26 protein-coding genes are annotated in these 25,894 nt (G+C 31.2%); 24 read left to right on the top strand and 2 right to left on the bottom strand.

Features of this window, described 5'->3' with window-relative positions:
* Nucleotides 1-223: 223 nt before the first annotated feature.
* The 5 genes from bsdtw1_RS19165 (at nucleotide 224) to bsdtw1_RS19145 (ending at nucleotide 3,879) form a co-directional block, all read left to right on the top strand.
* A complete protein-coding gene (locus bsdtw1_RS19165; RefSeq protein ID WP_183279122.1) occupies nucleotides 224-568 on the top strand; it encodes a PTS sugar transporter subunit IIA in 345 nt (114 codons plus the stop codon).
* 92 nt (nucleotides 569-660) lie between these two features.
* The gene (locus bsdtw1_RS19160; RefSeq protein WP_183279121.1) at nucleotides 661-969 is read left to right on the top strand and encodes a PTS sugar transporter subunit IIB; all 309 of its coding nucleotides are present in this window, start codon (nucleotides 661-663) and stop codon (nucleotides 967-969) included.
* A gap of 98 nt (nucleotides 970-1,067) precedes the next feature.
* Nucleotides 1,068-2,375 (top strand): PTS sugar transporter subunit IIC, encoded by a 1,308-nt coding sequence (locus tag bsdtw1_RS19155; protein ID WP_183279120.1) that lies wholly within the window; start codon nucleotides 1,068-1,070, stop codon nucleotides 2,373-2,375.
* A 185-nt stretch (nucleotides 2,376-2,560) separates the two neighbouring features.
* The gene (locus bsdtw1_RS19150; protein ID WP_183279119.1) at nucleotides 2,561-2,839 is read left to right on the top strand and encodes a hypothetical protein; all 279 of its coding nucleotides are present in this window, start codon (nucleotides 2,561-2,563) and stop codon (nucleotides 2,837-2,839) included.
* 152 nt (nucleotides 2,840-2,991) lie between these two features.
* The gene (locus tag bsdtw1_RS19145) at nucleotides 2,992-3,879 is read left to right on the top strand and encodes an ROK family protein (RefSeq protein WP_183279118.1); all 888 of its coding nucleotides are present in this window, start codon (nucleotides 2,992-2,994) and stop codon (nucleotides 3,877-3,879) included.
* 144 nt (nucleotides 3,880-4,023) lie between these two features.
* On the opposite strand, the gene bsdtw1_RS19140 is transcribed toward bsdtw1_RS19145, so the two are convergent.
* Complete coding sequence (locus bsdtw1_RS19140) at nucleotides 4,024-5,232, bottom strand: macrolide family glycosyltransferase (protein ID WP_183279117.1); 1,209 nt, start codon at nucleotides 5,230-5,232, stop codon at nucleotides 4,024-4,026.
* 294 nt (nucleotides 5,233-5,526) lie between these two features.
* Between bsdtw1_RS19140 and bsdtw1_RS19135 the strand changes: the two genes are divergently transcribed.
* The 4 genes from bsdtw1_RS19135 to bsdtw1_RS19120 all read left to right on the top strand — a co-directional run bounded on the left by bsdtw1_RS19135 (nucleotide 5,527) and on the right by bsdtw1_RS19120 (nucleotide 10,868).
* Entirely contained in the window at nucleotides 5,527-6,213 is a 687-nt protein-coding gene (locus bsdtw1_RS19135; RefSeq protein WP_183279116.1) for a response regulator transcription factor, read from the top strand.
* Complete coding sequence (locus bsdtw1_RS19130) at nucleotides 6,214-7,767, top strand: sensor histidine kinase (RefSeq protein ID WP_183279115.1); 1,554 nt, start codon at nucleotides 6,214-6,216, stop codon at nucleotides 7,765-7,767.
* 196 nt (nucleotides 7,768-7,963) lie between these two features.
* Nucleotides 7,964-9,010, top strand: a complete 1,047-nt coding sequence (locus bsdtw1_RS19125; RefSeq protein WP_244638191.1) for an FAD:protein FMN transferase — start codon at nucleotides 7,964-7,966, stop codon at nucleotides 9,008-9,010.
* Between the two features lie 85 nt (nucleotides 9,011-9,095).
* On the top strand, nucleotides 9,096-10,868 hold the full coding sequence (locus bsdtw1_RS19120) for an FMN-binding protein (RefSeq protein ID WP_183279114.1): 1,773 nt from the start codon (nucleotides 9,096-9,098) through the stop codon (nucleotides 10,866-10,868).
* 168 nt (nucleotides 10,869-11,036) lie between these two features.
* On the opposite strand, the gene bsdtw1_RS19115 is transcribed toward bsdtw1_RS19120, so the two are convergent.
* A complete protein-coding gene (locus bsdtw1_RS19115) occupies nucleotides 11,037-11,588 on the bottom strand; it encodes a DNA-3-methyladenine glycosylase I (RefSeq protein ID WP_183279113.1) in 552 nt (183 codons plus the stop codon).
* A 614-nt stretch (nucleotides 11,589-12,202) separates the two neighbouring features.
* Between bsdtw1_RS19115 and bsdtw1_RS19110 the strand changes: the two genes are divergently transcribed.
* From bsdtw1_RS19110 to fabZ, 15 genes are all read left to right on the top strand, one after another.
* Nucleotides 12,203-12,655, top strand: coding sequence for an acetyl-CoA carboxylase biotin carboxyl carrier protein (locus bsdtw1_RS19110; RefSeq protein WP_183279112.1), 453 nt, complete (start codon nucleotides 12,203-12,205; stop codon nucleotides 12,653-12,655).
* Nucleotides 12,648-14,000, top strand: a complete 1,353-nt coding sequence (locus bsdtw1_RS19105; protein ID WP_183279111.1) for an acetyl-CoA carboxylase biotin carboxylase subunit — start codon at nucleotides 12,648-12,650, stop codon at nucleotides 13,998-14,000. Before bsdtw1_RS19110 ends, bsdtw1_RS19105 begins: the two co-directional genes overlap by 8 nt.
* 19 nt (nucleotides 14,001-14,019) lie before the next feature.
* Nucleotides 14,020-15,792, top strand: a complete 1,773-nt coding sequence (accA, locus tag bsdtw1_RS19100; protein WP_183279110.1) for an acetyl-CoA carboxylase carboxyltransferase subunit alpha/beta — start codon at nucleotides 14,020-14,022, stop codon at nucleotides 15,790-15,792.
* 62 nt (nucleotides 15,793-15,854) lie between these two features.
* Nucleotides 15,855-17,237: a radical SAM/SPASM domain-containing protein gene (locus bsdtw1_RS19095; RefSeq protein ID WP_183279109.1), complete on the top strand. Its 1,383-nt coding sequence runs from the start codon at nucleotides 15,855-15,857 to the stop codon at nucleotides 17,235-17,237.
* Nucleotides 17,238-17,317: 80 nt separating this feature from the next.
* Complete coding sequence (locus tag bsdtw1_RS19090; RefSeq protein WP_183279108.1) at nucleotides 17,318-17,497, top strand: hypothetical protein; 180 nt, start codon at nucleotides 17,318-17,320, stop codon at nucleotides 17,495-17,497.
* A 102-nt stretch (nucleotides 17,498-17,599) separates the two neighbouring features.
* Nucleotides 17,600-17,752, top strand: a complete 153-nt coding sequence (locus bsdtw1_RS19085; protein ID WP_183279107.1) for a hypothetical protein — start codon at nucleotides 17,600-17,602, stop codon at nucleotides 17,750-17,752.
* Nucleotides 17,753-17,821: 69 nt separating this feature from the next.
* Nucleotides 17,822-17,974: a hypothetical protein gene (locus tag bsdtw1_RS19080; protein WP_183279107.1), complete on the top strand. Its 153-nt coding sequence runs from the start codon at nucleotides 17,822-17,824 to the stop codon at nucleotides 17,972-17,974.
* Nucleotides 17,975-18,063: 89 nt separating this feature from the next.
* On the top strand, nucleotides 18,064-18,228 hold the full coding sequence (locus bsdtw1_RS19075) for a hypothetical protein (RefSeq protein ID WP_183279106.1): 165 nt from the start codon (nucleotides 18,064-18,066) through the stop codon (nucleotides 18,226-18,228).
* A gap of 348 nt (nucleotides 18,229-18,576) precedes the next feature.
* On the top strand, nucleotides 18,577-19,881 hold the full coding sequence (locus tag bsdtw1_RS19070; RefSeq protein ID WP_183279105.1) for a hypothetical protein: 1,305 nt from the start codon (nucleotides 18,577-18,579) through the stop codon (nucleotides 19,879-19,881).
* Entirely contained in the window at nucleotides 19,853-20,998 is a 1,146-nt protein-coding gene (locus tag bsdtw1_RS19065) for a DUF4872 domain-containing protein (protein ID WP_183279104.1), read from the top strand. Before bsdtw1_RS19070 ends, bsdtw1_RS19065 begins: the two co-directional genes overlap by 29 nt.
* Before the next feature lie 37 nt (nucleotides 20,999-21,035).
* Entirely contained in the window at nucleotides 21,036-21,821 is a 786-nt protein-coding gene (locus bsdtw1_RS19060) for an N-acyl homoserine lactonase family protein (RefSeq protein WP_183279103.1), read from the top strand.
* A complete protein-coding gene (locus bsdtw1_RS19055) occupies nucleotides 21,814-22,077 on the top strand; it encodes an acyl carrier protein (protein ID WP_183279102.1) in 264 nt (87 codons plus the stop codon). The genes bsdtw1_RS19060 and bsdtw1_RS19055 overlap by 8 nt, the downstream gene beginning before the upstream one ends.
* Before the next feature lie 51 nt (nucleotides 22,078-22,128).
* Nucleotides 22,129-24,597, top strand: coding sequence for a beta-ketoacyl-[acyl-carrier-protein] synthase family protein (locus bsdtw1_RS19050; protein WP_183279101.1), 2,469 nt, complete (start codon nucleotides 22,129-22,131; stop codon nucleotides 24,595-24,597).
* Nucleotides 24,598-24,638: 41 nt separating this feature from the next.
* Nucleotides 24,639-25,376 carry a 3-oxoacyl-ACP reductase family protein gene (locus bsdtw1_RS19045; protein ID WP_183279100.1) on the top strand — a complete coding sequence of 246 codons (738 nt, stop codon included), beginning with the start codon at nucleotides 24,639-24,641 and terminating at the stop codon, nucleotides 25,374-25,376.
* Nucleotides 25,377-25,437: 61 nt separating this feature from the next.
* Nucleotides 25,438-25,887 carry a 3-hydroxyacyl-ACP dehydratase FabZ gene (fabZ, locus tag bsdtw1_RS19040; RefSeq protein ID WP_183279099.1) on the top strand — a complete coding sequence of 150 codons (450 nt, stop codon included), beginning with the start codon at nucleotides 25,438-25,440 and terminating at the stop codon, nucleotides 25,885-25,887.
* The last annotated feature ends 7 nt before the right edge of the window (nucleotides 25,888-25,894 follow it).

Below are 25,894 nucleotides of genomic sequence, written 5' to 3'. Positions count from 1 at the left end.
ATATTGAACTGTAAAATATCACAAACACTAGAAATTGTATCATGCTATACGTTAAACTCTAGAACTTACTTTTTAAACACTAATAATAAATACTTTAACACTATATAAGAATACAAAACAAAGTCTATGAAAACCTTATCAAAATATATAATGGTAGTGTTTGGCATGTGAATTGCTATGTAATAAGTGTAAAGATTATCATGAGAAAGAGGGGATTTATTAAATGAATGAATTAGAAATGATTGTACTAGATATCATAGTAAATGCTGGTGATGCAAAGGCTTATGCCTACGAAGCATTAGATAAAGTAAATAAAGGGCAGTATCATGAGGCTGAGGAAATGATGGAGAAGGCAAATCATGCATTAAGTTTAGCTCATAATGTTCAAACAGATTTACTTCAAAGAGAAGCTGCAGGGGAAAGAACTGAAATTTCGGTATTGTTTGTACATGCCCAAGATCATTTGATGACTTCCATATCCGAAAAAAATCTTATTGAACAGATAATTGAATTAAGGAAGGTAGTTAATAATTTAATAAATAATCAGGTTCAACTAAGTCATATTTAGAAAACAATCTTTTTATTACTTTTAACAGTATAGTAACGAAATCATTTAGATGATTCCGTTTATATAAAGTTTTCTTTAAGGAGGAATATATTATGGTAAAAATTGCACTGTTTTGTGCTGCAGGTATGTCTACAAGTGTTTTAGTAAAAAAGATGAAGGAGGCAGCTGAAAAGAAAGGTATTGAGGCAGAAATAGAAGCCTATCCAGAATCAACATTGTCTGCAAAACTAGATGAGGGGATAGATATAGCATTACTAGGGCCTCAAGTAAGGTTCAAGATAAATAGCGCTAGGGAACAATGCTCGAAGAAAAATGTACCTGTTGATGTTATCAATTCTGTTGACTATGGAATGATGAGAGGAGACAAAGTATTAGATTTTGCACTAAAGTTGTTAGGATAGTAGCTCTTGCCTTAGTGCAGTAGAGGTATGATTAAAAGCTAAAGTTATTTTGGTTTGAAAAGTAGTCAATTATTAATTAAATATAAGGGGGATTAATTATGGAACAAGCTAAGTTCAGTGACAAGATGATATCAGCTGTAATGAAATTTGTTAATCTAAAGGCTATAGTGGCATTGAAAGATGGTGTAATGTACACCCTTCCATTATCACTTTGCGGATCTGTATTTTTGCTACTAGCACAAATACCTTATCAACCTTTTAATGACTGGATGGCAAGTATATTTGGTTCAGGTTGGATAGCTCCATTACTTCAAATTTATAATGCTTCCTTTGGAATAATGGCCATGGCAGCTGCTGTTGGTATAGGATATGCATATGCAAAGAATGAGAAACATGAACCGTTATCTGCAGGTATTTTATCTTTAGTTGTATTTTTGGGATTAAATAACTTTTCTGTAACTACTGATAAAGGAGTAACGGTTACCAATGTAATTGACAAGAGTTGGACAGGTGGACAAGGTATGGTAACTGCTATTATAGTTGGACTTGTAGTAGGAGCAGTATATTCATGGTTTTTAACTAAGAAGATCACAATAAAATTACCAGAATCAGTACCTCAAGGGGTTGCTAATCAGTTTTCCGCACTTATACCAGGAATTGTTATACTTTTAGGAACTATGATTGTTTATATGTTTTTCAAATATGCTTTAAATACAACATTTATAGGATGGATTTATAAGGTATTGCAGACACCACTTCAAGGTTTAACAGATTCTTTACCAGGAGTTATAATACTAACTGCAGCGGTACCTTTCTTATGGTGGTTTGGTGTTCATGGAGCTATGATAGTTGGTGGTGTAACAGGTTCATTATATACAGCAAATGAGCTTGCTAACCAAGCACTTATAACAAGTGGAAAAAATTTAACAATAGCTAACGGCGCTCATATAATGACACCACAATTTGGTGCATTGTTTGTAACTGTGACAGGTTCAGGTCTTACTGTAGGTCTTGTAATAGCTGCACTATTAGCAGCTAAATCTGAACAATCGAAGGCTCTAGGTAAGATTGCTATCTGGCCAGCTATATTTAATATAAATGAGCCTATCATATTTGGTTTTCCTATAGTAATGAACCCATTCATGTTCTTACCATTCGTTCTAGTTCCAGTAGTATCTGCAGTTGTAACATATTTTGCTATAAAGATTGGATTCTTGCATCCATTCTCAGCTGTTGAAGTGCCTTGGACAACACCTCCTATAATATCAGGCTTCATTCTTCAGGGCGTAAAAGGTGCATTATGGCAGATTGTAATAATAGCTTGGTCTACAATAGCGTACTATCCATTCTTTAAGAAGCAAGATGCTTTAAACTATAAGATGGAGCATGAAGAAGAATTAGTTTAAAATTATTAAGGTTGGTATGAAATTATCGTTTATAATATGCCGTGATTGAATTAAATAAATGACAAAGGTTTGTAAATGTTTACCTTAAGTCTAAATTGATAAGAATATAAGAGATTTGACCTAACAGCCACTAGGAGGTTAGGTCAAATTAACTTACAATTAGTATATAAAATGGAGTGATATTGATGAAGTTATATAAATTAAAAGTAGAGGGAAGTAAAGAGGAATTTCATATAGATTATACAGAAGCTAGTGATTTTATAAACTACAAGAGTTGTGGATTTAGTGGAAATGAAGAAGAAAAATATAATCAATTTTTGCTGGATTTATCAAAGAATATATCTTTTCACCCTGTTAATATAAAGATGAAGTTAAATACTCAAGGAATAGATAGAGCTATTCCTAAGAAAGAAATATTGGGAATTAAAGAAGTTAACAAGTTTATTGATAGATTATATAAATAGGCTAACTCTCCAAAACTGCTATTTTAATAGAAGCCTTAAAAATATTTGTATTTTCCAAAATAGAAAAAGGTATTTAATTAGAGTCGATGAATACAATAAGTAGATCGCTTGCAAGCACTAATTATATTTACGAACAAGGAGAGGGGATCTTTATGAAGTATCTAGTTTTAGATATTGGAGGAAGTGCAATAAAATACGCAGTTATGTCTGGAGAAGCTGAGTTTCTTGAAAAAGGAAAAGTTCCTACTCCACTAGATAACATACAGAATTTTATTGATACTGTTGGAGGAATATATGATAGGTACAGCAAAGATATAGAAGGAATAGCTATAAGTATGCCCGGAGTTCTTGATAGCAAACGCGGGTATGCATATTCAGGTGGGAGCTTAGAATATAATTCAGGAAAAGAAATAGTGAAAATTCTTCAAAAACGTTGTCCTATAAAAATGACTATAGAAAATGATGGAAAGTGTGCAGCTTTAGCTGAAGTTTGGAAAGGAAGCCTTAAAGAATGCAATGATGGAGTTGTTGTAATACTTGGTACTGGAATAGGTGGCGGTATAATAAAAGATAAAAAACTTCATAAAGGGAAACACTTTTTTGCAGGAGAATTCAGTTTTATATTTACTGATGGAAAAGGTGATGAGCACTGGGGTTTTAAAAATGGGACTTTAGGTTTAACTACCCCTGTTGCAAAAATAAAAGGATTACCTTTAGAAGAAGTGGATGGATATAAGGTTTTTGAATATGCCAATTCTGGAGATGAGGAAGTTTTAAAGATATTAGATGAGTTTACATATGGTTTAGCTGTACAAATCTTTAATCTTCAATGCATTCTAGACCCAGAAAGAGTTGCTATAGGTGGAGGGATAAGCAGTCAAGAAATACTAATTGAAAGCATAAGAAATAATATAGATAAACTTTGCATGAAACTGGGGACATTAAATCCACCTAAGCCAGAAGTTGTAAGATGTGAATTTTCTAATGATTCAAATCTTATAGGGGCTTTATATAATTTTTTAAACTTTGATAAAAATTAGAATAAATAAATTACGATATTTAGGACTATGTTTAATTTAAAGAGTACTTTTAAATTAAACATAGTCCTTTTTAAAAATACATATCCAATCCCTAAAGTTTATGTATCTAGTTGTACAAGTGTACATAATTAGTAGGAGAGTAGCTTAAACAATGTTTTTTGATTTAAGTTCGAATATAGAATCAACCGCTTCCTTATAACCGCCGCATTGTTTAAAGGAGTTGTTAATCTTTTTAATGTTGTTAAGATAACTAGAATCACACATGATTTTTTCTGCTGAAGCTCTTAAAACTTGCACAGATAGCTTGTCCTTATTAAGAACGATGGTGGCCCCCAAATCCTCCACTCTAGAAGCTATATACGGTTGATCAGCACCGAAAGGTATAGCTATGAAAGGTATATTATTATATATTAAGTCATTAGTACTATTCATACCGGCATGTGTTATAGCAACAGTTGTGTATTTTAAAATTTCTGACTGGGGAACGTAATTACTTACAATAAAGTTTGAAGGTATAGTAAACCCAGATATATCGATATTATAAGCAGTCATTACAACAACAGCGTCTGCATTACCAAAAGCTTCAAAAAATAGATTGTAGATATTCAGATCAGCTTTGTTAAACACTGTACCGAGAGATATATAAATTACTTTTTTATCTTTTAGTTTATTGAATGGAAAATCTGAGTTTTCTTTTATCTCGTAGGTAGGCGGTCCTATAAATTTAAATGAGGAATCATAATACTCAGGATGCGGAATAAAGTATTCGGAAGTGTATGCAATATTTAAATCTCCTTTATTAAAAAATAATTCCACAATACCAGGCATTTCTACCCCATAGTCATGCATTAAGTTATTGGATACTTTTGTATAAGTATCAACCACTGGGTGGCCTTTTATTGAGTTGATATTTATTTTATTAGCACCTCCATATTCAAGTTCTTTTGGAGTAGCAAATATAGCAAAGGAAGATACTGAAGGGATTTTTAATATCTGAGATAAGATTCTTCCATAAGGGAAAGAAGCACCATACATTATGTAATCAAAGTTAATACCTTTTATGTCATCTAGTAAATCATTTATAAATGATTCGCTTGATTGAAGAACTGAATTTATAAAGTTAAGCATTTGCTCCATACTTACATTCTTACTTTTATGATCGCTAGAACTTCTAGAGAATACTTCTGTTTTAAAGTTTTTAAAAGTAGCTCCAGTACTTTCTATCCTTTCCTTAAATTCATCATAACAATAATAAGTTACTTCTTCACCTCGTTTCACAAGTTCCTCAACTAATCCTAAGGTTGGATTAACATGTCCATGTCCATGAATGTTTAAAAATAATACTTTAGACATTTTATCACTCCTTATAATATAGAATTTCATATGGTTTAAAGTCATTGTAACATTTTACATATAATGGTTTATAATTAGTTTACTACTTTTATAAAGTATGTCAATTATATAAAATTAAGTGAAACCATCTTACAATAACGAAGTTAATGATATTTTGGCATAATCGTATATAAAATTTTTTAGGTTGTTTACTTACAAGTAGTTGTGTATAATAATATTTAATTTAATGCAAGTATAGTTGCGCTTAGGAAATGTCTCCAAGCGCATTTGTCATATATGAAAGGAAGTAGTGGTATGTGTCCAATTACTAAGGAACAAATAAATATTCTTGTGGTAGATGATGAAATTAGTATTGTTAATTTTATAAAAATGGGATTGGAATCTGAAGGATATAGAGTATATGAAGCTTTTAATGGTAATGAAGCATTAGAATTAGTAGAAAAGATAAACCCTCATATTGTAATTTTAGATGTTATGATGCCTGGAATGGATGGGTATGAGGCATGTTCTAGAATCAAGAAGTTAGTTAAGACCTCTGTAATAATGCTTACGGCAAAGGATGAGGTTGATGACTTGGTGAAAGGACTAGACTTAGGGGCAGATGATTATATGTCAAAGCCATTTAGCTTTAAGGAATTACTAGCTCGTATTAATGCAAGAGTTAGAAATAGTTTTCCAGAACTCAGTGATGTTATTAAGATAGGTGATTTTACTATAGATGATGGCGCTCATGAGATTAAGTATAGTGATAAAGTTTTAGAGTTACCTCCAACACAATATAATTTATTAAGATTTTTGCTTGTAAATAATGGGTTAGTATTAAGTAAGTCACAGATACTTGAAAAAGTCTGGGGATACGATTTTAATGGAGAAGAAAATATAGTAGAGGTGTATATAAGGTATCTTAGAGATAAAATTGAGGACAAAGATCATAGTATTATTAAGACTGTACGTGGAGTAGGATATAAGGTGGTAATTTAAATGAAATTATTTAAGAGGACTAAAAAATCCAGAGGGATCCAATGGCAAGTATTTTCAAGATTCTTTATGATTCTTATAGTTTTGTTATTTATAATGGGATTAACTCAATATTTTAGCATGAGAGATTATTTATGTAAAAGTAAAGAGCTAGTACTGCAAGCAAAGTTTCATAATATTGATTTCAAGGTGCTGGGAAATATTGATAAGGTTGATGCCAATAACATTGAGCTTAATAATATAGTTGATAATTTGGTGGATAGAATCACTAGTGCCGTAATTATTGATAAAGGTGGTAATGCAGACTATAAGGTTGTTAAGCAAGAAAGTGAGCCTCAAGTCAATAAAGGAAATGAATATGTAGATAATAAAGTTGAGGAAAAGCTTAAGGAAAAACTTGCACCGGTAGTGCCACCTACATATGACAAAAGTGAGTATATAAAACTATTAAATGAACCAGGAAACCTGGAAAAAGATTATAAAATTTATAAAAGTGGTGATGATACATTACAGCTAGTAGTATGGAGAAAGATAGGGGATATGAACTCTCCAACAGGTCTGATCCAGTTAAGCACTCCTATAAATGACGTGGGAGAAATACTTGATAAACAAATGTATATATATTTAGGTGGAGCAATATTTATGCTTATGCTTGGAGGAGCGATTGGAGGGACTGTTTTTAAACAAACACTGAACCCTTTGAAAAATATGACCAATACTGTAGAGCAAATTGATATAAAAGAACTTCATACAAGAATTCCTGAAGATAATGGACTTTTGGAAATTGATAAGCTATCACATTCCTTTAATAATATGTTGGAGAGAATAGAGACATCCTTTGAGAAGGAGCAGTATATAAAAGAGAAGATGAGGCGCTTTGTTTCTGATGCTTCTCATGAATTAAGGACTCCATTAACTTCGATTCATGGATTTGTAGAAATATTATTAAGAGGCGCAGCAAAAAATGAACAACAGTTAAATTTAGCATTAAATAGTATATTACTAGAAAGTGATAGGCTTACAAAGCTAGTAAATGATCTTTTGGTTCTAAGTAAGCTTGATCAAAATATAAAAACGGAAATGAATGAAGAAGATTTAAAGGAAGTAGTAGAAGAAATAGCCCCTCAGCTTAAAATACTTTGTGAGAATAGAGAGCTCGTTCTAGATTTAAATGAAAATATAAAAGTAGATATTAATAAGAACCAAATTAAACAAGTTATATATAATCTAACTCAGAATGCTGTGCTTCATACCGATAAGAAAAAGGGTAAAATAAATATATCAACTAGATTGGACACTGTTAACGATGAAGTTCTTGCTGTTTTAAGTGTAAGCGATAATGGGACTGGTATAACTAAAGAACATATAAATAAAATATATGATAGATTTTTTAGAAGTGACACTCACAGATCGAGAGAACATGGGGGATATGGATTAGGTCTTTCGATAGTAAAAGGTATAATCGATTCTCATAATGGTAAGATTGAGGTTGAAAGTGAGCTAGGCAAAGGCTCTAAATTTACTGTGTATTTAAAATTGAATGAGGTTTATCTATAAAAGCTTTAGGTTTAGTAGAGGGTAAGAGCTCACTAAATCTAAAGCTTTTTTATTTAGTTTTCGTATGTTCTAAATTAGTTTACCAAATTCTCAGCTAATTCTCAGTTTGTATTAATGTTTTACTCAGTTTTGTTTTTTATAATAACAATATCAGTTGGAAGAAGCGTAAAAGATTATATTGATGAGGTGGTCCTATTTGAATGAGTTTATGGCTGTATTAGGTATATTGGCTATATTAGTAATTGCAGTAATTATAATAGTTATATTTATAACTGGTGATAATGGCAACGGTACAGTAACAAGAAATAGTTATGGTTTAGGTACTATTATACATTTAAGAGCAACAGGAAGAGGTGCTGAAAAAGCAATAGCAGAGGCAATAACAAGAGTAAATGATATAGATGATAAAATGTCAGCATTCAAAGAATCAAGTGAGATAAAAAGAATAAATGCTAAGGCAGGAAGTTCTTATGAGATTGTAAGCAGAGACACATATGATGTAATAGAAAAAGCTGTTAGGTATAGTGAAGTTTTAGAAGGAGCCTTCGACCCGACTATAAGACCATTAGTAGAACTTTGGAATTCTAATGGAAAGAAAAACAAAATTCCTGAGAAAGAGAAGATTGCAGAAAAAATGCAGCTTATAAATTATAAAGACATAATACTAGATAAAATAAACTACTCGGTAAAACTTAGAAAATATGATCAGAAACTAGATCTAGGCGGTATTGCAAAAGGCTATGCAGCTGATGAAGTTAGAAATATATTTAAGAAATGTAGAGTGAAAAGCGGACTTATAGATCTTGGAGGCAATATATATGCTCTCGGTAATAAAGAGAATGGAAGTCCATGGACAGTAGGTATACAAGATCCTTTTAAATCAAGAGGTAACTACGTTATGACAATAAATGTAGCTGACAAGTCTGTAGTAACTTCTGGAGATTATGAGAAGTATTTTGATATTGGAGGAAATAAATATCATCATATTTTAGATGTAAGAACAGGATTTCCTGCGGAAAGTGAAATTGTTAGTTCAACAATTATATCTGACAATTCAATAGATGGAGATGGTTTATCAACAGGAATATTCATTTTAGGTGTGGAAAAATCATTGAAAATTTTAGAAACTGTGGATGGAATTGATGGTATTTTTATAACTAAGGATAAAAAGATATATGCAACTGAAGGAATTAAGCAACTATTAACAATAACAAATGAAGAATTTAAACTCGAGACAGTATAATATTGCCCAGAAATTAAAGTTGTCTCATGAATTAATTAAAGAATAATAATATTAAGTTAGGTCGTCGCTTAGGAGGAGTAAAAACATGGCTAAGAAGATAAAAAAGATTCAGATATTCAGACATATAGTTCAACTTGTATTTTTTATATTATTACCTGGTCTTTATACATTGACCTTTACTGAACTTAAAACTGTTTACAAGATGATAATCAGTGGTAACTTTCACTTTATTAAAGCTTTGCCAGCTTTAAGTGAATTTGTTATAGTAATTCTTTTTACTATACTTATGGGAAGAGTTTTTTGTGGATGGTTTTGTGCTTTTGGAACGTATAATGACTGGATACATCTAATAGCAAAGAATGTATTTAAAGTTAAGTTTAGAGTGAATGAAAAGGTAGATGCAGCATTAAAGTATGTAAAGTATGGTGTTTTGCTTATGCTTTTAATAGTTACTTGTACGCTAGGAAGTAATATTTTAGAAGGTACAAGTCCTTGGGATGCTTTTGCTCAAATAACTGATTTCTCAAATGTTATTTCAGGTTTACTTATAGGTCTTATACTACTAGTGCTTATAACAATAGGTGCATTTTTTGTTGAAAGATTCTTCTGTAGATATTTATGTCCTTTAGGAGCAGTATTTTCAATAATATCTAAGATAGGAATTTTAAAGATAAATAAGCCAACGGATAAGTGTGGAAAATGCAGAGCTTGTACTAATGTATGTTCAATGGGAATCCCTCTTTATAAAAATGAAAGCATAAAAGGTGGAGAATGTATTGAATGTTTAAAATGTATAGAGATATGTCCTAGAAAAAATACTGTTGTGAATATAGCAGGAGAAGATTTAAACCCTGCATTAGCTAGTTCTGTAGCAATTGCTACCTTTGCTGGTGTTTATGGATTAACTAATCTTACAGGTGCAGTTTTAACTAAGGCTGGAATATCTTCAGCAAGTAGTATTACTGTAAGTTCAGGTATTGCAAAAAAAACATCTAACTATAAAGATGGAACATATACTGGCAGTGGTGCTGGATTTAGAGGTGGTACAACTACAGTTTCGGTTACAATACAAAATGGTCAAATAACTGATATCCAAACTGTATCATCACAAGATACTCCAAGATATTATGACAGAGCATCAGGTACTGTAATGAATGAAATAATTTCAGCGCAATCAACTCAAGTTGACACAGTTTCAGGTGCTACATTCACAAGTAATGGAATCATAAGTGCAGTTGAGGACGCTTTAAATCAAGCGAGTAATGGTTCTACTTCAACAAGCACTAGCGATGAAAATAATTCTAGCCAATCATCAAGTAGTAATAGTTCTTCTGATAATAGTGGTAATACATCTATTTCATCAGATAATAATACAAATTCAAATGAGCAAAATAACAATGCAAATGGAAATACAGGATTTGACCATAAAGGTGATAATGCTGGTGGAACAAGCCAAAGCGGGCAAGCTAACAACACTATAGGTAATGGGGCTTCAAGTAGCACATCAACTAATAATGCAACTTCAAGTAGTTCTTCAAGCAGTAGCTCAGGAGCCAATTCAAGTTCTTCATCTAGTGCAGCATCTGCTAAGTATAAGGATGGAACCTATACAGGTACAGGTACAGGATTTAGAGGAGGTACAACAGAAATGTCTGTTACTGTTGTTGGTGGAAAGATTACCAAAGTAGAAACAGTATCTTCTCAAGATACTCCAAGATTCTATAGCTATGCTGAAAATACTATGACAAGTGAAATTGTTTCGGCACAATCAACTAGTGTAGATACAGTTTCAGGAGCAACTTTTAGTAGTAGAGGAATCATTGAAGCAGTTCAAAATGCATTAAGTAAAGCAAAGTAAGATAGATTTATTATATTCAATCTTAATTAAAGATGTACAAAAGTTAAATAGTCTAGATGATTGTAGTCTAACAACACAATCATCTAGACTTATTTTTTGCTTAGGTTATCTTTAAGAATATTGGTGAAATTAAGTGGTTATGTAGGAGATATTATATGAGCATTTTAGTTATGCTCGCTTAAAACAACTATCTATATGATCATCTATTAATCCTACTGCTTGAAGGTAAGAATATACTATAGTTGTTCCTAGAAATTTAAAACCTCTCTTCTTTAAATCCTTACTGATTTTATCAGATAAATCTGTATTTGCTGGAAGTTGTGATAAGTCACCCCAGTGATTTACTATCTGTTCATTGCCAATAAAACTCCAGATGTAATTATCAAAGCTACCAAATTCTTTTTGAATATTTAAGAACTCTTTTGCATTGCTAATAGAGGCTTCAATCTTTCTTCTATTTCTTATTATCCCTGCATTACTAAGTAATTCATCTATCTTTTTATCATCATATTGAGATACCTTGATAACATCAAAATTATCATAAGCTGCTCTATAATTCTCTCTCTTTCTTAGTATGGTAATCCAGCTTAAACCTGCCTGAGCTGATTCTAGAAGAAGAAACTCAAAATGTTTTTTATCGTCATGGACAGGAACGCCCCATTCTTCATCATGATATTTAATGTATAACTCATCGTTTCCGCACCAAGAACATCTATTCATACTATTACTCCTTTTTGTATATAAAAAATATTTTTATTAATTAAAAAAAGAAAAATGTATTAAAAATAATTGAATTGCTTTTTAACAAGTAATTATGTTTTTATTTCAGAATAAATTTTATCATATTTAATCATTATAGTATCACAAATTAACTATAAGTTGTTATAAAGAATATGTTTATATTTACTTGTATTTGTGTTTCATTTAAGCGAATTTATAGATTTTATATTGTTCTGATTAATATAATATTATAAAATATTTTGAATTTCACTAAAAGTGTTAAAAAAAGTTACTGGATACTTATGTAATTAGATAAAGAGAAAAATGTTACTGCTTTTAGTATGTGGTTAAAAAAATATATTCAAACGATTAAAATCGACAATTTCAAATATAATTATATTGCTGCTGTAATCGTTGAAAACTGTAGTTTTATAGAGGATAGTGAATGAAAAAGGCTTGATGTTAAAAGATAATTAAAGTACATAAAAAATAATTTGTAGAAAATGGTTGGAAAAATAAATGGAAAATATAGATAAAACGTATTGTTGGAATTTAATGTATATGTTACAATAAAATAAATTAAAGTTATTTTAGTTGTTTGTGAGGTTTTTAAAATGAATTTTGAACTAATAGAACAAGTGATAAAAATTGCAAAACAGCATGATTTACTAAAAATATCAGTAGAATGTGACGAAATTAAGATTAATATTGAGATGAATAAACAAAATCAAAATGACAAATGTATAAATAATGCATACAAAAATAGTGTTGAAAGTATGGATTCACTCAATGAATTAACTGTAAATGATGGAGATTATATGATTAATGCTCCTTTATTAGGGACAGTTGTTATATTAATTAACAACAATACAGGAGAAAAATACAAGGTTGGGGATTTAATAACAAAAGGACAAGCTTTTTGTACCATAGAAGCAATGAAGATGATTAATGAAATAACTTCTGATAAGGAAGGAATAATTACACAAATGCTAGTTACTAGTAATCAATTTGTTGAATATGATCAACCTCTAATTAAGATAAAAGAAAATGGTGGAAATAATGTTTAATAGAGTTTTAATTGCTAACCGAGGAGAAGTCGCGGTAAGAATAATAAGAGCTTGCTGGGAAATGGGAATTGAAACTGTTGCTATATATTCTTCAAAAGATAAAGAATCCATGCATGTTAAGTTAGCTGATAAAGCTTTATGTATAGGACCTGCAGAAGCTGGTAAAAGCTACTTGGAGGTAAATAGAATAATTGAAGCTGCTAAACAGAATAATGTGGATGCTATTCATCCAGGTTATGGCTTTTTATCCGAAAGTTATGAGTTTGCTGAAAAATGCTTGGAAAATAATATAGTTTTCATAGGACCTTCTCCAGAAGTAATTAATACTATGGGAACAAATAAGATGTTAGCTAAGGAAAAAGTAAAGATTATTGGAATTCCTATAATTCCAGGAATTGAAGGGATAATCAAAAATAAAGAACATGCAAAAATTGTGGCAGGGACTTTAGGGTACCCACTGCTTATTAAAGCTGCAAATGGTGGTGGAGGAAAAGGGATAAGGAAAGTATGTAGAAGTGAAGATTTTGAAAGAAATTTTTCTTTATGTGTTGAAGAGTCTTATAAGGCTTTTGGCAATCAAGAGGTTTATATAGAGAAATACATTGAGAAGCCACGTCATATTGAGGTACAGATATTGGTGGATAAATACAATAATGTAATTATACTTGGGGAAAGAGAGTGCAGTATTCAAAGAGGAAATCAAAAACTCATTGAGGAATCTCCAGCTGCAATATTAGAGAATGAATTGAGAGAAAAACTTTTTGATTTTTCCAAGGCTATTGCTATTGAATGTGGTTATTGTGGTGCTGGAACTGTTGAATTTTTGATCGATGAGCAAAAGAATATCTACTTTATGGAAATGAATACAAGACTTCAAGTTGAGCATCCTGTAACTGAATTTGTTACTAATGTTGACATTGTAAAAGAACAAATACGAATTGCCTATGGTGAAAGATTAAAATATAGAGAAGAAGATTTAAAAGTAAGAGGACATTCTATTGAGTGTAGAATAAATGCAGAGCAGCCTGAGAAAAATTTTTCAGCTAGTTCCGGTGTAGTATCAAGTTTAAATATACCGGGAGGAAATGGAGTTAGAGTTGATACAGCGCTATATGTAGGAATGAAGCTAGAGCCTATATATGATTCCAATATTGCAAAATTAATTGTGTACGGCAGGGATAGACATGAAGCAATAAGAAAGATGAAAAGAGCACTTTGTGAGTTTATTATCGAAGGTGTAGACACTAATATAGAATTTTTACTAAAGATCTTAAATAGCAGAAAGTTTATTATGAACGAATATAATACAGCTACTCTAAGTGAAATAATATATGAAAGTTTTTAATCATAGGAGGTGAGATTTAGTGGGAGAATGGCTTAGTAGGATTGGTAAAAGGAAGTTGCTTTTTGAAAAAGAGAACGTAAACATAGATTTTGAAGTAGAAAAAGAAGTTTTGGCAACATTGCAAACTAAGGATAAAGAGTTGATAGTTAAATGTCCAAGCTGCAATGGGATGCTGACTAATAAGCAACTCATAGATGATATGAAAGTATGTAGACATTGCGCATATCATTTTAGATTTAATTCTACTGAAAGAGTTAATTTAATATTTGATAAAGACTCAATAGTGTATTTAGATGAAAATTTAGTAAGCTGTAATCCCTTAGATTTCCCTAATTACAATGAAAAGTTAAAAAAACTAAAAGAATCACTGGAGATTAAGGAAGCTGTAACAACTGGGAAAGGTAATATAAAAGGTAGAGAGGTATACTTTGGAATAATGGACTACAGATTTGTTATGGGAAGTATGGGGTCAGTAGTTGGTGAAAAACTTACAAGAATGATAGAGGAAGCTACTAAAGTGAATAAACCTATAGTCATATTTTCTGCATCGGGAGGAGCTAGAATGCAGGAAGGCATGATTTCACTGTATCAAATGGCAAAAGTAGTTTCAGCTATAGAAAGACATAGTAAAAAAGGGTTGTTATACATAAGTATTTTGACTGACCCAACTACTGGTGGCGTTCTTGCAAGCTTTGCTTCAATAGCAGATATAGTTATCTCAGAACCTAACTCCACAATAGGTTTTGCTGGAAAAAGAGTTGTTAAAAATGCATTAAATAGAGATGAAGTTCAAGATTTTCAAATCTCAGAGTTTCATTTAGAAAATGGTCATATTGACTTTATATGTGAGAGAAAAGATTTGAGAGATAAACTATCAAATATTTTTGACTTATATTGCGGAACTAACATGAAATGGTCAGGCATAAATAACTATGATATAAGAGCTGTGAATAAAGCAATAAACAGTGCCTATTACAAATATAGTGAAAGAAGTGCATGGGATAAGGTTAAGTTGGCAAGAAGTAATGATAGACCTAATTTTCAGCAGTATATAAGTAGTGTTTTAGATGGTTTTATTGAGCTAAAAGGAGATAGGATTTCAGCTGATGATCAAGCCATTATAACAGGAATAGGGAAACTAAATAATATGGCGGTTACGGTTATCCTTAATGCCAAGGGGAAAGTTTTAGAAGAAAATATGCTCAGAAACTTTGGGATGACTAAACCTGAAGGTTATAGGAAAGTGGTTAGAATTACAAAACTAGCCGAAAAGTTCAGATTACCAGTTATATGTTTTATAGATACTCCAGGAGCTAGCTGCGACTTTCATGCAGAGAAAATGGGACAGGCATACGCTATAGCTAATAGTATAAGAACTTTTTCAGATCTTAAGGTTCCTATTATCTCTATTGTGTCAGGTGAAGGAGGTAGTGGAGGAGCCTTAGCTATAGGAGTTGCGGATTGGATATTCATGTTAGAGAATTCTATATATTCAGTCATATCCCCAGAGGGATGCAACTCAATACTTTTTAAGGGAGAACCGAGAATTGAACAATGTTGTGAATATCTAAAGCTAACTTCAAAAGAACTTCTGAAATTGAATATAATAGATGAAGTTTTGCCAGAGTTTGATGGTAATAAATCAAGATACGAAGAAGAATTTTATAATATGGTAAAAGTTAAATTATACAATAAATTGATTGAGCTAATAGATATAGATGTAGAAACACTTGTAGACAGGCGATACGACAGATTCAGAGGACAAGGGATATATGAAGATTTAACAATATAAAATTTTATATGCACTTATACAGGTGCAATTATAATATAAAAAATATTAATAGGGGTGAAGTTATGAGAGTAAGTAACTACAATATTTATGTACCGATAGTTGATAGGGAGCAAGAATTCATCTTGGTACAAGGAATCACAGGAGCATTTGATGTCGTTGATAGAAGAACTTACGAGTTGCTTAGGGAAGCAAAAAGCAATGAAACTATATTGGACATGCTATCAGATGATGTTAAAGCAGCTTTAATAAAAAGAGGTTATATAACTGATAAAAATCATTTACAAGAAAAAGAGATATTAAAAAGGATATCTAGCACAATTCAGTCTAAGACTAAAAATTCTATACATGTGACTTTTGTTCCAACGTACAATTGCAACTTTAGATGCGAATATTGTTTTGAACAAAAGTTGATAGAAAAGGGAAAGGACTGGCTAAACGCTAAACTTGATAATTCTATAATTGATGCAACATTTAAGCAATTAGAAGAGTATAAAAGACTAAATAAGAGAGTTGATAAAATATCATTATTTGGCGGAGAACCTTTACTAAGATCAAATTATGAAATAGTGAAATATATTATTGGAAAAAGTAACGAATTAGGAGCACAAGTTTTTGCTGTTACTAATGGATACAGTTTGGATGCCTATGAGGACTTGTTAGGACCATCTAAGATAGAGGCTATACAAGTAACTCTAGATGGATTAGCATCTACTCATAATTCAAGAAGATACCTTGTTGGTAAGCAACCAACATATGATACTATATGCGATAACATTACATTAGCGTTAGATAAAGGTGTTAAGGTTTCACTTAGAACAAATGTAAATAAGAAAAATTTTGATTCGATAGAGAAGCTACTTGAACTATATAAGGAAAAGGGGTGGCTTGGAAGACCTAATTTTAATTACTATTTTAAAGCCACTCATAGATGTTATGAGAAGGAAACTGATGTAACTGCTGATATTGAGATTATGAATCAACTTGCTAATAGCTTTGGTGATGTAGAAAAATTCCAGTTTAATACTATGTATAGTCATTTAAGCGAATCATTTAAACAAATGCTTCTAGGAAAAGGTTATGCTCCGATGCGTTCAGGTTACTGTGGTGCAGTCTCAGGAATGTATACTGTTGATCCATATGGCGACATATATTCCTGCTGGGATGTTCTAGGTGATCAAAAGGAAGTAATAGGCAAGGTAAATACTGAAGAAAATAGATTTGATTTGGGTGAACGTTGTGATTATTGGCAGAACAGAACTTGCGGCGCTATTGAAAAGTGTAGCAATTGTGAATTTGCATTGTTCTGCGGTGGTGGTTGTGGAGCTCATGCTAATGTAGTAAATGGCAATCACTATACACCATATTGTGAAGACTTTAAAACAATTTTTTATGAGGTAGTTCCAAGTTTATATAAAAAATATTGTTTGCAGGAAGTTAATGCCTAAAAATAATATAAATAAACTGTTTAACTATGTTAAGCTAACAAAAATATCTATTTTGATTTAATTATTTTGGAGGTGATAAAGTGACAAATAAGGTAGTTTCTTTAAATGAAAGTATAACAATCGACAAGGATATCGATATGCTTTTTGAAGATCTAACTGAAAGAGTAGAACTTGCAGGCTGTGTTTATAATTATAGCCCATGCGCTATAGATTCATGCATAGCTGTTACTCCAGTTACACCATGCATCAAAAATTGCTAGTTCTTAAAATGTACAAGTTGTTCGTACAGAGTTCTTATATTAATTATTAAAAATCTAGTTATCAAAAATAAATTATTGTTAATAGAAAAGGGAGAGTTATAAATGGAAAATAAAATAGTTTCATTAAACGAAAATTTAGAATTAGATCAAGAATTAGATACATTATTTGAAGATTTGACTGAAAGAGTAGAATTTGGACCATGTGCAGCTAACTTCAGCCCATGTGGAGCAAATGGATGCATAGGTGCATGTTAATTCTATAAACTTACAGTTAAGTTAAACCATATTTCAATAGAACAAACTTATGGGAGGAGGGAGTAATAAATGGAAAACAAAATAGTATCATTAAATGAAAACTTAGAATTAGATCAAGAGTTAGATACACTATTTGAGGATTTAACAGAAAGAGTAGAATTTGGACCATGTGCAGCTAATTTCAGCCCATGTGGAGCAAATGGATGCATAGGTGCATGCTAATAATATGTAGTAATAACTAATTAAATCATTTTAATAGATAGATATTTTTGTTCTTAAAATAAATTAGCAAAAAAGGAGTTATGAGAATTTTGATAAAATCACTAAATTCAGAAGTCAACATTATTGATGAAGAGTTAATGGTCATGGAATTAGAGGAAAGAACTGAATTTGGCTGGTGGTGCACAGCTAATGCATGCTTTGGTAAGATAGGGTTTTGTCTTGCAGTTGCATGTTTAGGTTATATAGGAATTTAAGAATAACCATAAATGCATTGAAAATATTCAAATATAGCTTAGTAGAATAACTAAGTTTATGGGAAGTGCCAATAAATTTTAAATTAATAATTATTAATTAATGCTTAATTAGTGAAAATTATTAAGCTAGGATGCAAGTACACAGTAGTGACAGCCAAAATTACTTTGTGTGTATTGCGGAAAATAGTTTTTTATTAATTTATATATTAAGCATAGATGCTTAATTATTGGACTTCCCATATTTATATATTAATTATATACAAAAATTATACTAAGCTAAACAATTATTGTGAATTATATAAAAATATTATTCTATATAATTCGTTATGGTATTTTAGGAGGTTATACATGGAGATATTAGTACCTGTGAAAAATCCAAAGATGTCAGTAGAGCTGTTTGATTCCTCCAGTGAAAAGCAAAAATATCTTATAAGATTAGGAAAAAAACAATGGGTTGTATCTTATATTATTTATGAAATATTGAATAATATTGACGGTAAGAAAAACATTACCGAGATAACTGAAAGTGTAAACTCAAAGGCAAGTATCATGATAAAGCAAGAAGATATAACAACCATAATAGAAAAAACCTTAATACCTAATAAGTTAATAAATAGTGATGATGATAGTCATTCAGAGGAAGAACTTAAAAAAGATAAAAGCTTATGGTTTAGAGTAAATATTTTGAAGTCTCATATCGTGCAGAAGTTTTCTTTTTTATGTTTTTTCTATACAAAGAAGGTTGCACTAATACTAGGACCATTAGCTATTATAAGCCAGCTATACATATTAGCTGTATCTATGAGTTCTTCTGGAATAAATAACATCTTCTCAACAGGAACTAAAGGTATTATTTGTATGTTCGTAATATCCACTGTTGTAACTTTATTTCACGAACTGGGACATGCTTCTGCATCTATGTATTATAACGTCAAGCCAGGAGATATTGGTATCGGTATATATTATATGATACCTGTATACTACTCAGATGTAAGTTCAATTTGGGCACTAAATAGAAAGCAAAGAGTAGTTGTGGATATAGGCGGAATGTATTTTCAAGCAATTATGATAGCAGTGTTGCTGTTGATAAGTCTAGCGACTAAGAATAACTATATATATACAGCTGTGTGTATCTTATGTATAAATAATTTTTACAATATAAATCCATTTATAAAGTTAGACGGATATTGGATATTTTCTGATTTTATAGGTGTTCCAAATCTTCATGATATTATGAAAGCTTATTTTAACAAAAAGGTGCTTAGAAGAAACGATATTAGGATTGATAGATTGCTTGATGGATTTATAAATAGTATGAGAAAAAAAGAAAAACTTCTTTTTTACATATATATCGGTTTTTCCATGTGTTTTGTAGTATTTGTGGCGTATTTTACTACAAACCTACTGTTTAGCTGTGTCGTAAAAGCAAAAGAATTCTATAGTATGGTTTTAATAAATATGAATTTAGGTTTAAAAAGTACCGTTTATGAAGTAATAAGATGGCTTTATAACAATACAATGTATGCTATCTCCGTATTATTTTTTATAAAAATGACTTATTCATTCATTTCCAGAGTCATAGTATCCTTAAAAAACATGATTTTAAAAAGGTGGGGAGCAAAAAATGAAAAGAATAATAAGTACGTACAGTAAGATACCTAAAAAAGAGGTATATGATTGCAGAATAACTTCTTTGAGAGAAGTTCTACGACATTATGGTATTTCAACAGAGTCCTATAGTGCATTCATTCTAGGAAAAGGTATTGATTTTATGTACGGGCACGCTACTCCGAAAAATACTAATGGTATTAGCTTTTGGGTATGTGGAGCAACACCATTTTCTGTAGAAGAGGAAATGGCTATAAGTCTTAAGGTAGATATAGATAAATATACAGTGGAAAATAAAGAAGCTCTATGGAATAAAATAAAGAATTATGTAGACAGAGACATACCTCTGATATCAGCTTATGACCCCAAGGCTCTTACTGAGATACAGCTAGGAGTTTCTTCTAAAAATTCTGATTCTATCCTTGATATCAACTTTCCATCTGCAGGAGTAATCGCTGGGTATGATGATGAAAAACAGTCTGTATATTTCATATGTAATGATATTGATAAAGAAGTTGGTATTTCAGAGTATGAACTAGATGATTTTATATTTGCTATATGTAAGGAAAATTATTTGTTTTCTCCAAACAAAACTTTATACGAATTTAAATTCAATGAGGAAAATATGCGAAAAATCAAGGATAATGAAGAGCGATTGATAAAAGATGCTTTGATAGATATTTGTGATAGGATGCTATCTGAGTACTCAGGGAGTGATGTTGAATTTGATGATGGTTCAAAGGTTAAATGTAGAGGAGTAGAAGCAATAAAAAGCTTAGGTAATGATATTTCAGAGTTTGAGGAATACGTAAAACAGCAAAAGGAAAAAGGAAAGAATGATCTAGTAAGAAAGTTCTGCAGTATAAGAGCTTATGTCCTTAGAGCCTCATTACTTAAAGGAAGCAACACGTGTTTTCGTGGTGAGTTTGCTGAAAGTTTAGAGTATATATCACATTTTTTAAACATTTCTGAGCTTGAAGGTTTTGGAAAACAGTTTGATGAAATTGCTACAGAGTGGAGAGATTTTACTAGAAAGCTATCAAATCTAATAAAAGTTGAGAATAACCAGGATGTTTTACTAAGTACTTTATCGAAAAAGCTGTATAAGATAGCAGATTTAGAACAAGAGGCATTTGTGAAATTGAGAAGCTTACTCATATAGGAGAAAGATTTTCTTAGGAGTGAAGGGAAGAGCATATGTGGAGATATTTTCAATAAATACTGGTTACATAAATATGAAAAGTAAATTTCACTGGTTTCCAGAATATAAGGAAATTCAGCGCTATCCAGTACTATCATATTTAATAAGACTTAAAAATAAGAATATTCTTTTTGATACAGGATTATCACAAGATGGAATTGATGATATTGGGGTATTGAACAAATTCGTAACTATAGAAGTGGGACAAGATTATAAATTTACTCAGCAACTTAAACTTATTGGTATAGATTGCGGGGATATAGATTATGTTATAAATTCTCATCTTCATTTTGATCATTGTGGTAATAACAGAAAGTTTATAAAAAGTAAATTTCTTATACAAAAGGACGAATTAACTGCATTAAAAAATAATTCAAGAAACCCTTCATATATTAAAGCAATAAATCTACAATTGTGCCAACAGATTGAGGATGGGTATTCTATATTTGAAGATAATTCTGCTAGATTATTCAAGGCTAAAGGACATACTGCTGGTCATCAAATATTAGTAATTGAATCTGGATACAACGTTGCAATATTTCTTGGAGATTCATGTTACTTTGATGATAAAACACAAAAATTGAAGCTTTTTGGTGGCCTTGGGATTACAGCAAATAATGATGCAGTAGCATTTATTGAGAATATAATAAAAATTTATGCAGATAAGAAAATAAAGTTTTTTTACAATCATGATATTAATTTTAATAAATATAATGATGAAAATATTGAGTTAATAACAAGTGAATTAATAAAATATAAGTTTGGAGGAATAAAAAATGAATGAAAAAGAACAAAAAATAGCTGATAGATTAAGGGAGATATTAGTCACAAATTTAAGATTGCCTATGAATGCTGAGGACATAGATTATGAAGAAGAGCTTTTTAATTCAGATCTAGGTCTAGATTCTGTAGATTCTTTGGAGATAGTTGCTGCTATTGATGATGAATATGGTGTTTCTTTAACTAGTGAGCATAGAGAATATTTTAAGAACATACGAACTTTAAGCGAAATAATTTTAAGATCAATAGAAACAGCGTAATTTAAAGAAGAAAAGTAATGAAACGAATGGTATTTCTAAAGGGGTGAACATATGGACAATGAGAAGATATGTGTAGTAACAGGATTAGGAGTTAACTGTTCAATAGGCAACAACTTAGAGGAAGTATGGGATAATGCTGTAAATGGCGTAAGTGGAATAAAGAATGTAAAAGGAATTGATACTACTAATGCTTATGCTAAAATTGGTGCAACCGCCGAGGCGTTTAAGTGTACCTTTAAGATGCCTAAAAGATATACAAGAGTCATGGATAGAACATCAATACTAGTAATTGAAGCAGTGAATGAAGCTATAAAAGATTCTAATCTTATCTTAGACGAAGAGAATAAAGAAAGAATATCTGTATCTATAGGCAGTTGTACTGGTGGAGCGCTAAGTGCAGAGAAATTTGAAAGAGACCACTCAGATAATAATGTAAGAGAAAATCCTAATGATATCTTAAGAATTCCGGTAAATTGTATAGCAAGGAATGTTGCACTATTTGTTGGTGCAGAAGGTGTGGTTTCTAATATTTCCAATGCATGTGCGGCAGGAAATATTAGCATAGCTTATGCTTGTGACTTGATAAAAAGAGGTCAAGCTGATGTGGTGATTGTAGGAGGAACTGATGCTTTTGCTTCATTACCGTTTGCAGGATTTCATGCCTTACAAGCTCTAGACAAAAATAATTGTTCACCTTTTAGTAGAAGCCAGGGAATATCACTGGGAGAAGGCGCGGGAGTACTTATTATTGAATCTCTTGAGCATGCTTTAGAGAGAAAAGCTAGAATTTACTGCAAAATTGCAGGTTATAGCGTAACAGGAGACTCCTATCATATAACTGCTCCAAAGCCTGATGGAGAATCACAAATATTTGCAATTAAATCAGCAATTGCTGAGGCTGGAATTCATTCAAAGGATATAGATTATCTTAATGCACATGGGACAGGTACTCCTTTAAATGATGCTGCAGAGCTTACATCAATCAAAGAGATATTTTATGAAAGTAAAAATCATATAAAGATTAGTTCAACTAAATCAATGATAGGACATTGTTTAGGTGCAGCAAGTGCAATAGAAGCTATTATTTCAATTAAAGCATTAAATACGAGTAAAATACCTCCTACTATAAATTTTGATGAAGAGGTTGAGAATGAATTTGATTTTGTTCCAAATAGAAATCAGGAAAAGAATTTAAATATTGTTATGTCAAATTCTTTTGCTTTTGGAGGAAATAATGCCAGCGTAATATTTTCTAAATCAATAGAAAAAGTTGTAAATAGAAGAGCTTATGATGATGAGAAAGTGTATATAACTGGAATGGATTGTATGACTCCGATTGGTGTAGGGATTAATGAATATTGGAGCAATTCAATGGCTGGTAAGAAAGGTTTTACAATAATTGATAGTGATAGCGATTTTAAGAGCAGTTTTATCGCAGATGTAAAGGTGGACAATTTTAGTGAATTCGGAATAAAGCCAGGATTTATGAGGAAATTGGATAGGTTATCAAAGCTGCTTCTAATTTCAGGGGTTAATGCACTTAAGAATGCAGGCCTTGAAATTAATAAAGATATAGAAAAAGAGATTGGGTTAATTGTTGGAACTTCAGATGGTCCTGCAGCAGAAATAGGGGCTTTTATTAAAAGTATTAATAGTAATGGTATAAAAGGTGGGAGTGCGCTTTCCTTCCCTAATACTGTATATAATGCAGCAGCAGGATATCTTTCTATAATGAGTAAGATAAAAGGATATACCGCAACTATAGTTAATGGTGTTTCATCTGGTATGGATAGTTTATGTTATGGTTATGATCTTTTGAAGCTTAACAGAAGTAAGTATATGCTAATTTCAGGTGTAGATGAATATAGTGATACTATTCATTTACTATATGATAAATTAAACAGTCTATATATTGGAGAAGAACCAGATGAATTAGTATATGGATTTAAGGGTAATGAATTTATTGTTGGAGAAGGTAGCACCTCTCTCCTATTAGAAACAAAGGAAAATGCACTTAAGAGAGGAGCTACCTTATATGCTGAAATAGTTGGATATGGCATAACTAATAGTCCTTGCAAACCTGGAAGAATATCTTTGGATGGTAAAGGATTAGAAAAAGCAATAATAAAAGCATGTGAAAATGCAGGAATTGCTTTGAATGTAATAGATGCAATAGTTGGCTTTGCTAATGGATCATCAATTATAGATAAGATGGAACTAAGGTGTTATAAAAACATATTTAAAGAAAAATTAAATCATATGAATATACACACAGTAAAGAATATGGTTGGTGAAGGAAGAGCTGCAACTAGTGCATTGCAGATAGCTCATGCCGCATTAATGTTATATCATGGACAGACTCCTATAACAAGAAAAAAAATTGATACAGATATAAATATTGATGATATGACTATAAATATAAACGAAAAAGAGAATGGCTTTTATAGATATGTACTTGTCACAAGTTTTTCATTCGGAGGAGGATTTAGTGCAGTAATATTAAAAAATGCCAATTTATAGATAATCAATAGCAGAGTATTTTGATATAGGGAGAAACAAATATGGATAGGAAAACAGCTGTTGTTACTGGAGCCTCAAGAGGTATTGGGAGAGCTTGTGCGATAAAATTAGCACAAAGAGGCATGAATGTTGTTGTTAATTATAATAAGAGTGAAAAAAAGGCTCTGGAAGTTATAGATATCATAAGAGAATTTGGAGTGGAAGCAATTGCTGTTAAAGCGGATATATCAATAAATAAAGAAGTTGTAGGTTTATTTAGTCAAGCGATGAAGCATTTCGGGAGAGTTGATATATTGGTAAACAATGTTGGAATAGTGGAGGACTCCTTTATTATGATGCTAAGTGAAGATTCTTTGAACAGGTCAATGGATATTAATATAAAGAGCTATTTTTATTGTTGTAAGCAAGCTGCATTAAAAATGTTTAAGAATAAAAAAGGATGTATAGTGAATATATCATCGGTATCGTCTAGAAAGGCATTAGCAGGACAATCTGTTTATAGTGCTACCAAGGGCGCAATTAACTCAATGACTGCAGTGTTAGCAAAGGAATTATCTCAGTTTGGCATATGCGTTAACTCTATTGCGCCTGGGTTCATAAATACAGATATGATCAGTAGTTTATCTGAAGATAAGAAAAAAGAATATCTTGATATGATACCTTTGGGAAGATTTGGTGAAGCAGAAGAGGTGGCTGAGTTGGTTAGTTTCTTATGCGAAGGAAGAGGAAGTTATATAACTGGACAGACATTCGTAATAGATGGAGGTTTAAGTATTTAGAATAAGAATGCAGTAAGATAAAAAGTTATTTTAAATAAATTTTGAAATGGAGCTTTTATTAATGGATACTCAAGAGATTTGCAAGTTAATTAAGCATAGGCCACCTTTTCTAATGATTGATAGAATATTGGAGATAAATCCGGGAATATCAGCTAAAGGAAAGAAGAATGTTACTATAAATGAAGATTATTTTCAGGGGCACTTTCCGGGGATGCCAATAATGCCTGGAGTATTAATAACTGAAGCAGCTGCACAGTTATGCGCAATAGCGCTAGCTTCTGAAATTTCAAATGTTGAAGTAGACTTAGTACCACTGCTATTAAAGATTGAAATGATGAAGTTTATCAAGGCAGTGGTGCCAGGCGATTCACTGATAATAAACGTTAATGTTATTAACAAGACTAAAATATTTGCAAAGTTTAATGTAGAGATTCGATGTGATGATGAAAGAATAGCTACGGGGATATTATCTTTCGCATTAGCAGAAAAGGATAAAGTTAATAAAAGATAATAGATGA

Origin of the sequence: Clostridium fungisolvens (assembly GCF_014193895.1) — a bacterium.
Lineage (GTDB): Bacteria > Bacillota > Clostridia > Clostridiales > Clostridiaceae > Clostridium_AR > Clostridium_AR fungisolvens.
Note: the sequence above shows the minus strand (reverse complement) of the source record. Positions and strands in the feature narration are given on the sequence as shown.

Excerpts from the sequence above, each read along its gene's own strand:
- bsdtw1_RS19080 (WP_183279107.1), top strand. The coding sequence starts at position 17,822 with ATGGAAAACAAAATAGTATCATTAAATGAAAACTTAGAATTAGATCAA.
- bsdtw1_RS19130 (WP_183279115.1), top strand. The coding sequence starts at position 6,214 with ATGAAATTATTTAAGAGGACTAAAAAATCCAGAGGGATCCAATGGCAA.
- bsdtw1_RS19095 (WP_183279109.1), top strand. The coding sequence starts at position 15,855 with ATGAGAGTAAGTAACTACAATATTTATGTACCGATAGTTGATAGGGAG.
- bsdtw1_RS19115 (WP_183279113.1), bottom strand. The coding sequence starts at position 11,588 with ATGAATAGATGTTCTTGGTGCGGAAACGATGAGTTATACATTAAATAT.
- bsdtw1_RS19135 (WP_183279116.1), top strand. The coding sequence starts at position 5,527 with ATGTGTCCAATTACTAAGGAACAAATAAATATTCTTGTGGTAGATGAT.
- bsdtw1_RS19150 (WP_183279119.1), top strand. The coding sequence starts at position 2,561 with ATGAAGTTATATAAATTAAAAGTAGAGGGAAGTAAAGAGGAATTTCAT.
- bsdtw1_RS19045 (WP_183279100.1), top strand. The coding sequence starts at position 24,639 with ATGGATAGGAAAACAGCTGTTGTTACTGGAGCCTCAAGAGGTATTGGG.
- bsdtw1_RS19145 (WP_183279118.1), top strand. The coding sequence starts at position 2,992 with ATGAAGTATCTAGTTTTAGATATTGGAGGAAGTGCAATAAAATACGCA.
- bsdtw1_RS19155 (WP_183279120.1), top strand. The coding sequence starts at position 1,068 with ATGGAACAAGCTAAGTTCAGTGACAAGATGATATCAGCTGTAATGAAA.
- bsdtw1_RS19055 (WP_183279102.1), top strand. The coding sequence starts at position 21,814 with ATGAATGAAAAAGAACAAAAAATAGCTGATAGATTAAGGGAGATATTA.
- bsdtw1_RS19160 (WP_183279121.1), top strand. The coding sequence starts at position 661 with ATGGTAAAAATTGCACTGTTTTGTGCTGCAGGTATGTCTACAAGTGTT.
- bsdtw1_RS19165 (WP_183279122.1), top strand. The coding sequence starts at position 224 with ATGAATGAATTAGAAATGATTGTACTAGATATCATAGTAAATGCTGGT.
- bsdtw1_RS19050 (WP_183279101.1), top strand. The coding sequence starts at position 22,129 with ATGGACAATGAGAAGATATGTGTAGTAACAGGATTAGGAGTTAACTGT.
- bsdtw1_RS19140 (WP_183279117.1), bottom strand. The coding sequence starts at position 5,232 with ATGTCTAAAGTATTATTTTTAAACATTCATGGACATGGACATGTTAAT.
- bsdtw1_RS19110 (WP_183279112.1), top strand. The coding sequence starts at position 12,203 with ATGAATTTTGAACTAATAGAACAAGTGATAAAAATTGCAAAACAGCAT.
- bsdtw1_RS19065 (WP_183279104.1), top strand. The coding sequence starts at position 19,853 with ATGAAAAGAATAATAAGTACGTACAGTAAGATACCTAAAAAAGAGGTA.
- bsdtw1_RS19070 (WP_183279105.1), top strand. The coding sequence starts at position 18,577 with ATGGAGATATTAGTACCTGTGAAAAATCCAAAGATGTCAGTAGAGCTG.
- bsdtw1_RS19085 (WP_183279107.1), top strand. The coding sequence starts at position 17,600 with ATGGAAAATAAAATAGTTTCATTAAACGAAAATTTAGAATTAGATCAA.
- fabZ (WP_183279099.1), top strand. The coding sequence starts at position 25,438 with ATGGATACTCAAGAGATTTGCAAGTTAATTAAGCATAGGCCACCTTTT.
- bsdtw1_RS19105 (WP_183279111.1), top strand. The coding sequence starts at position 12,648 with ATGTTTAATAGAGTTTTAATTGCTAACCGAGGAGAAGTCGCGGTAAGA.
- bsdtw1_RS19120 (WP_183279114.1), top strand. The coding sequence starts at position 9,096 with ATGGCTAAGAAGATAAAAAAGATTCAGATATTCAGACATATAGTTCAA.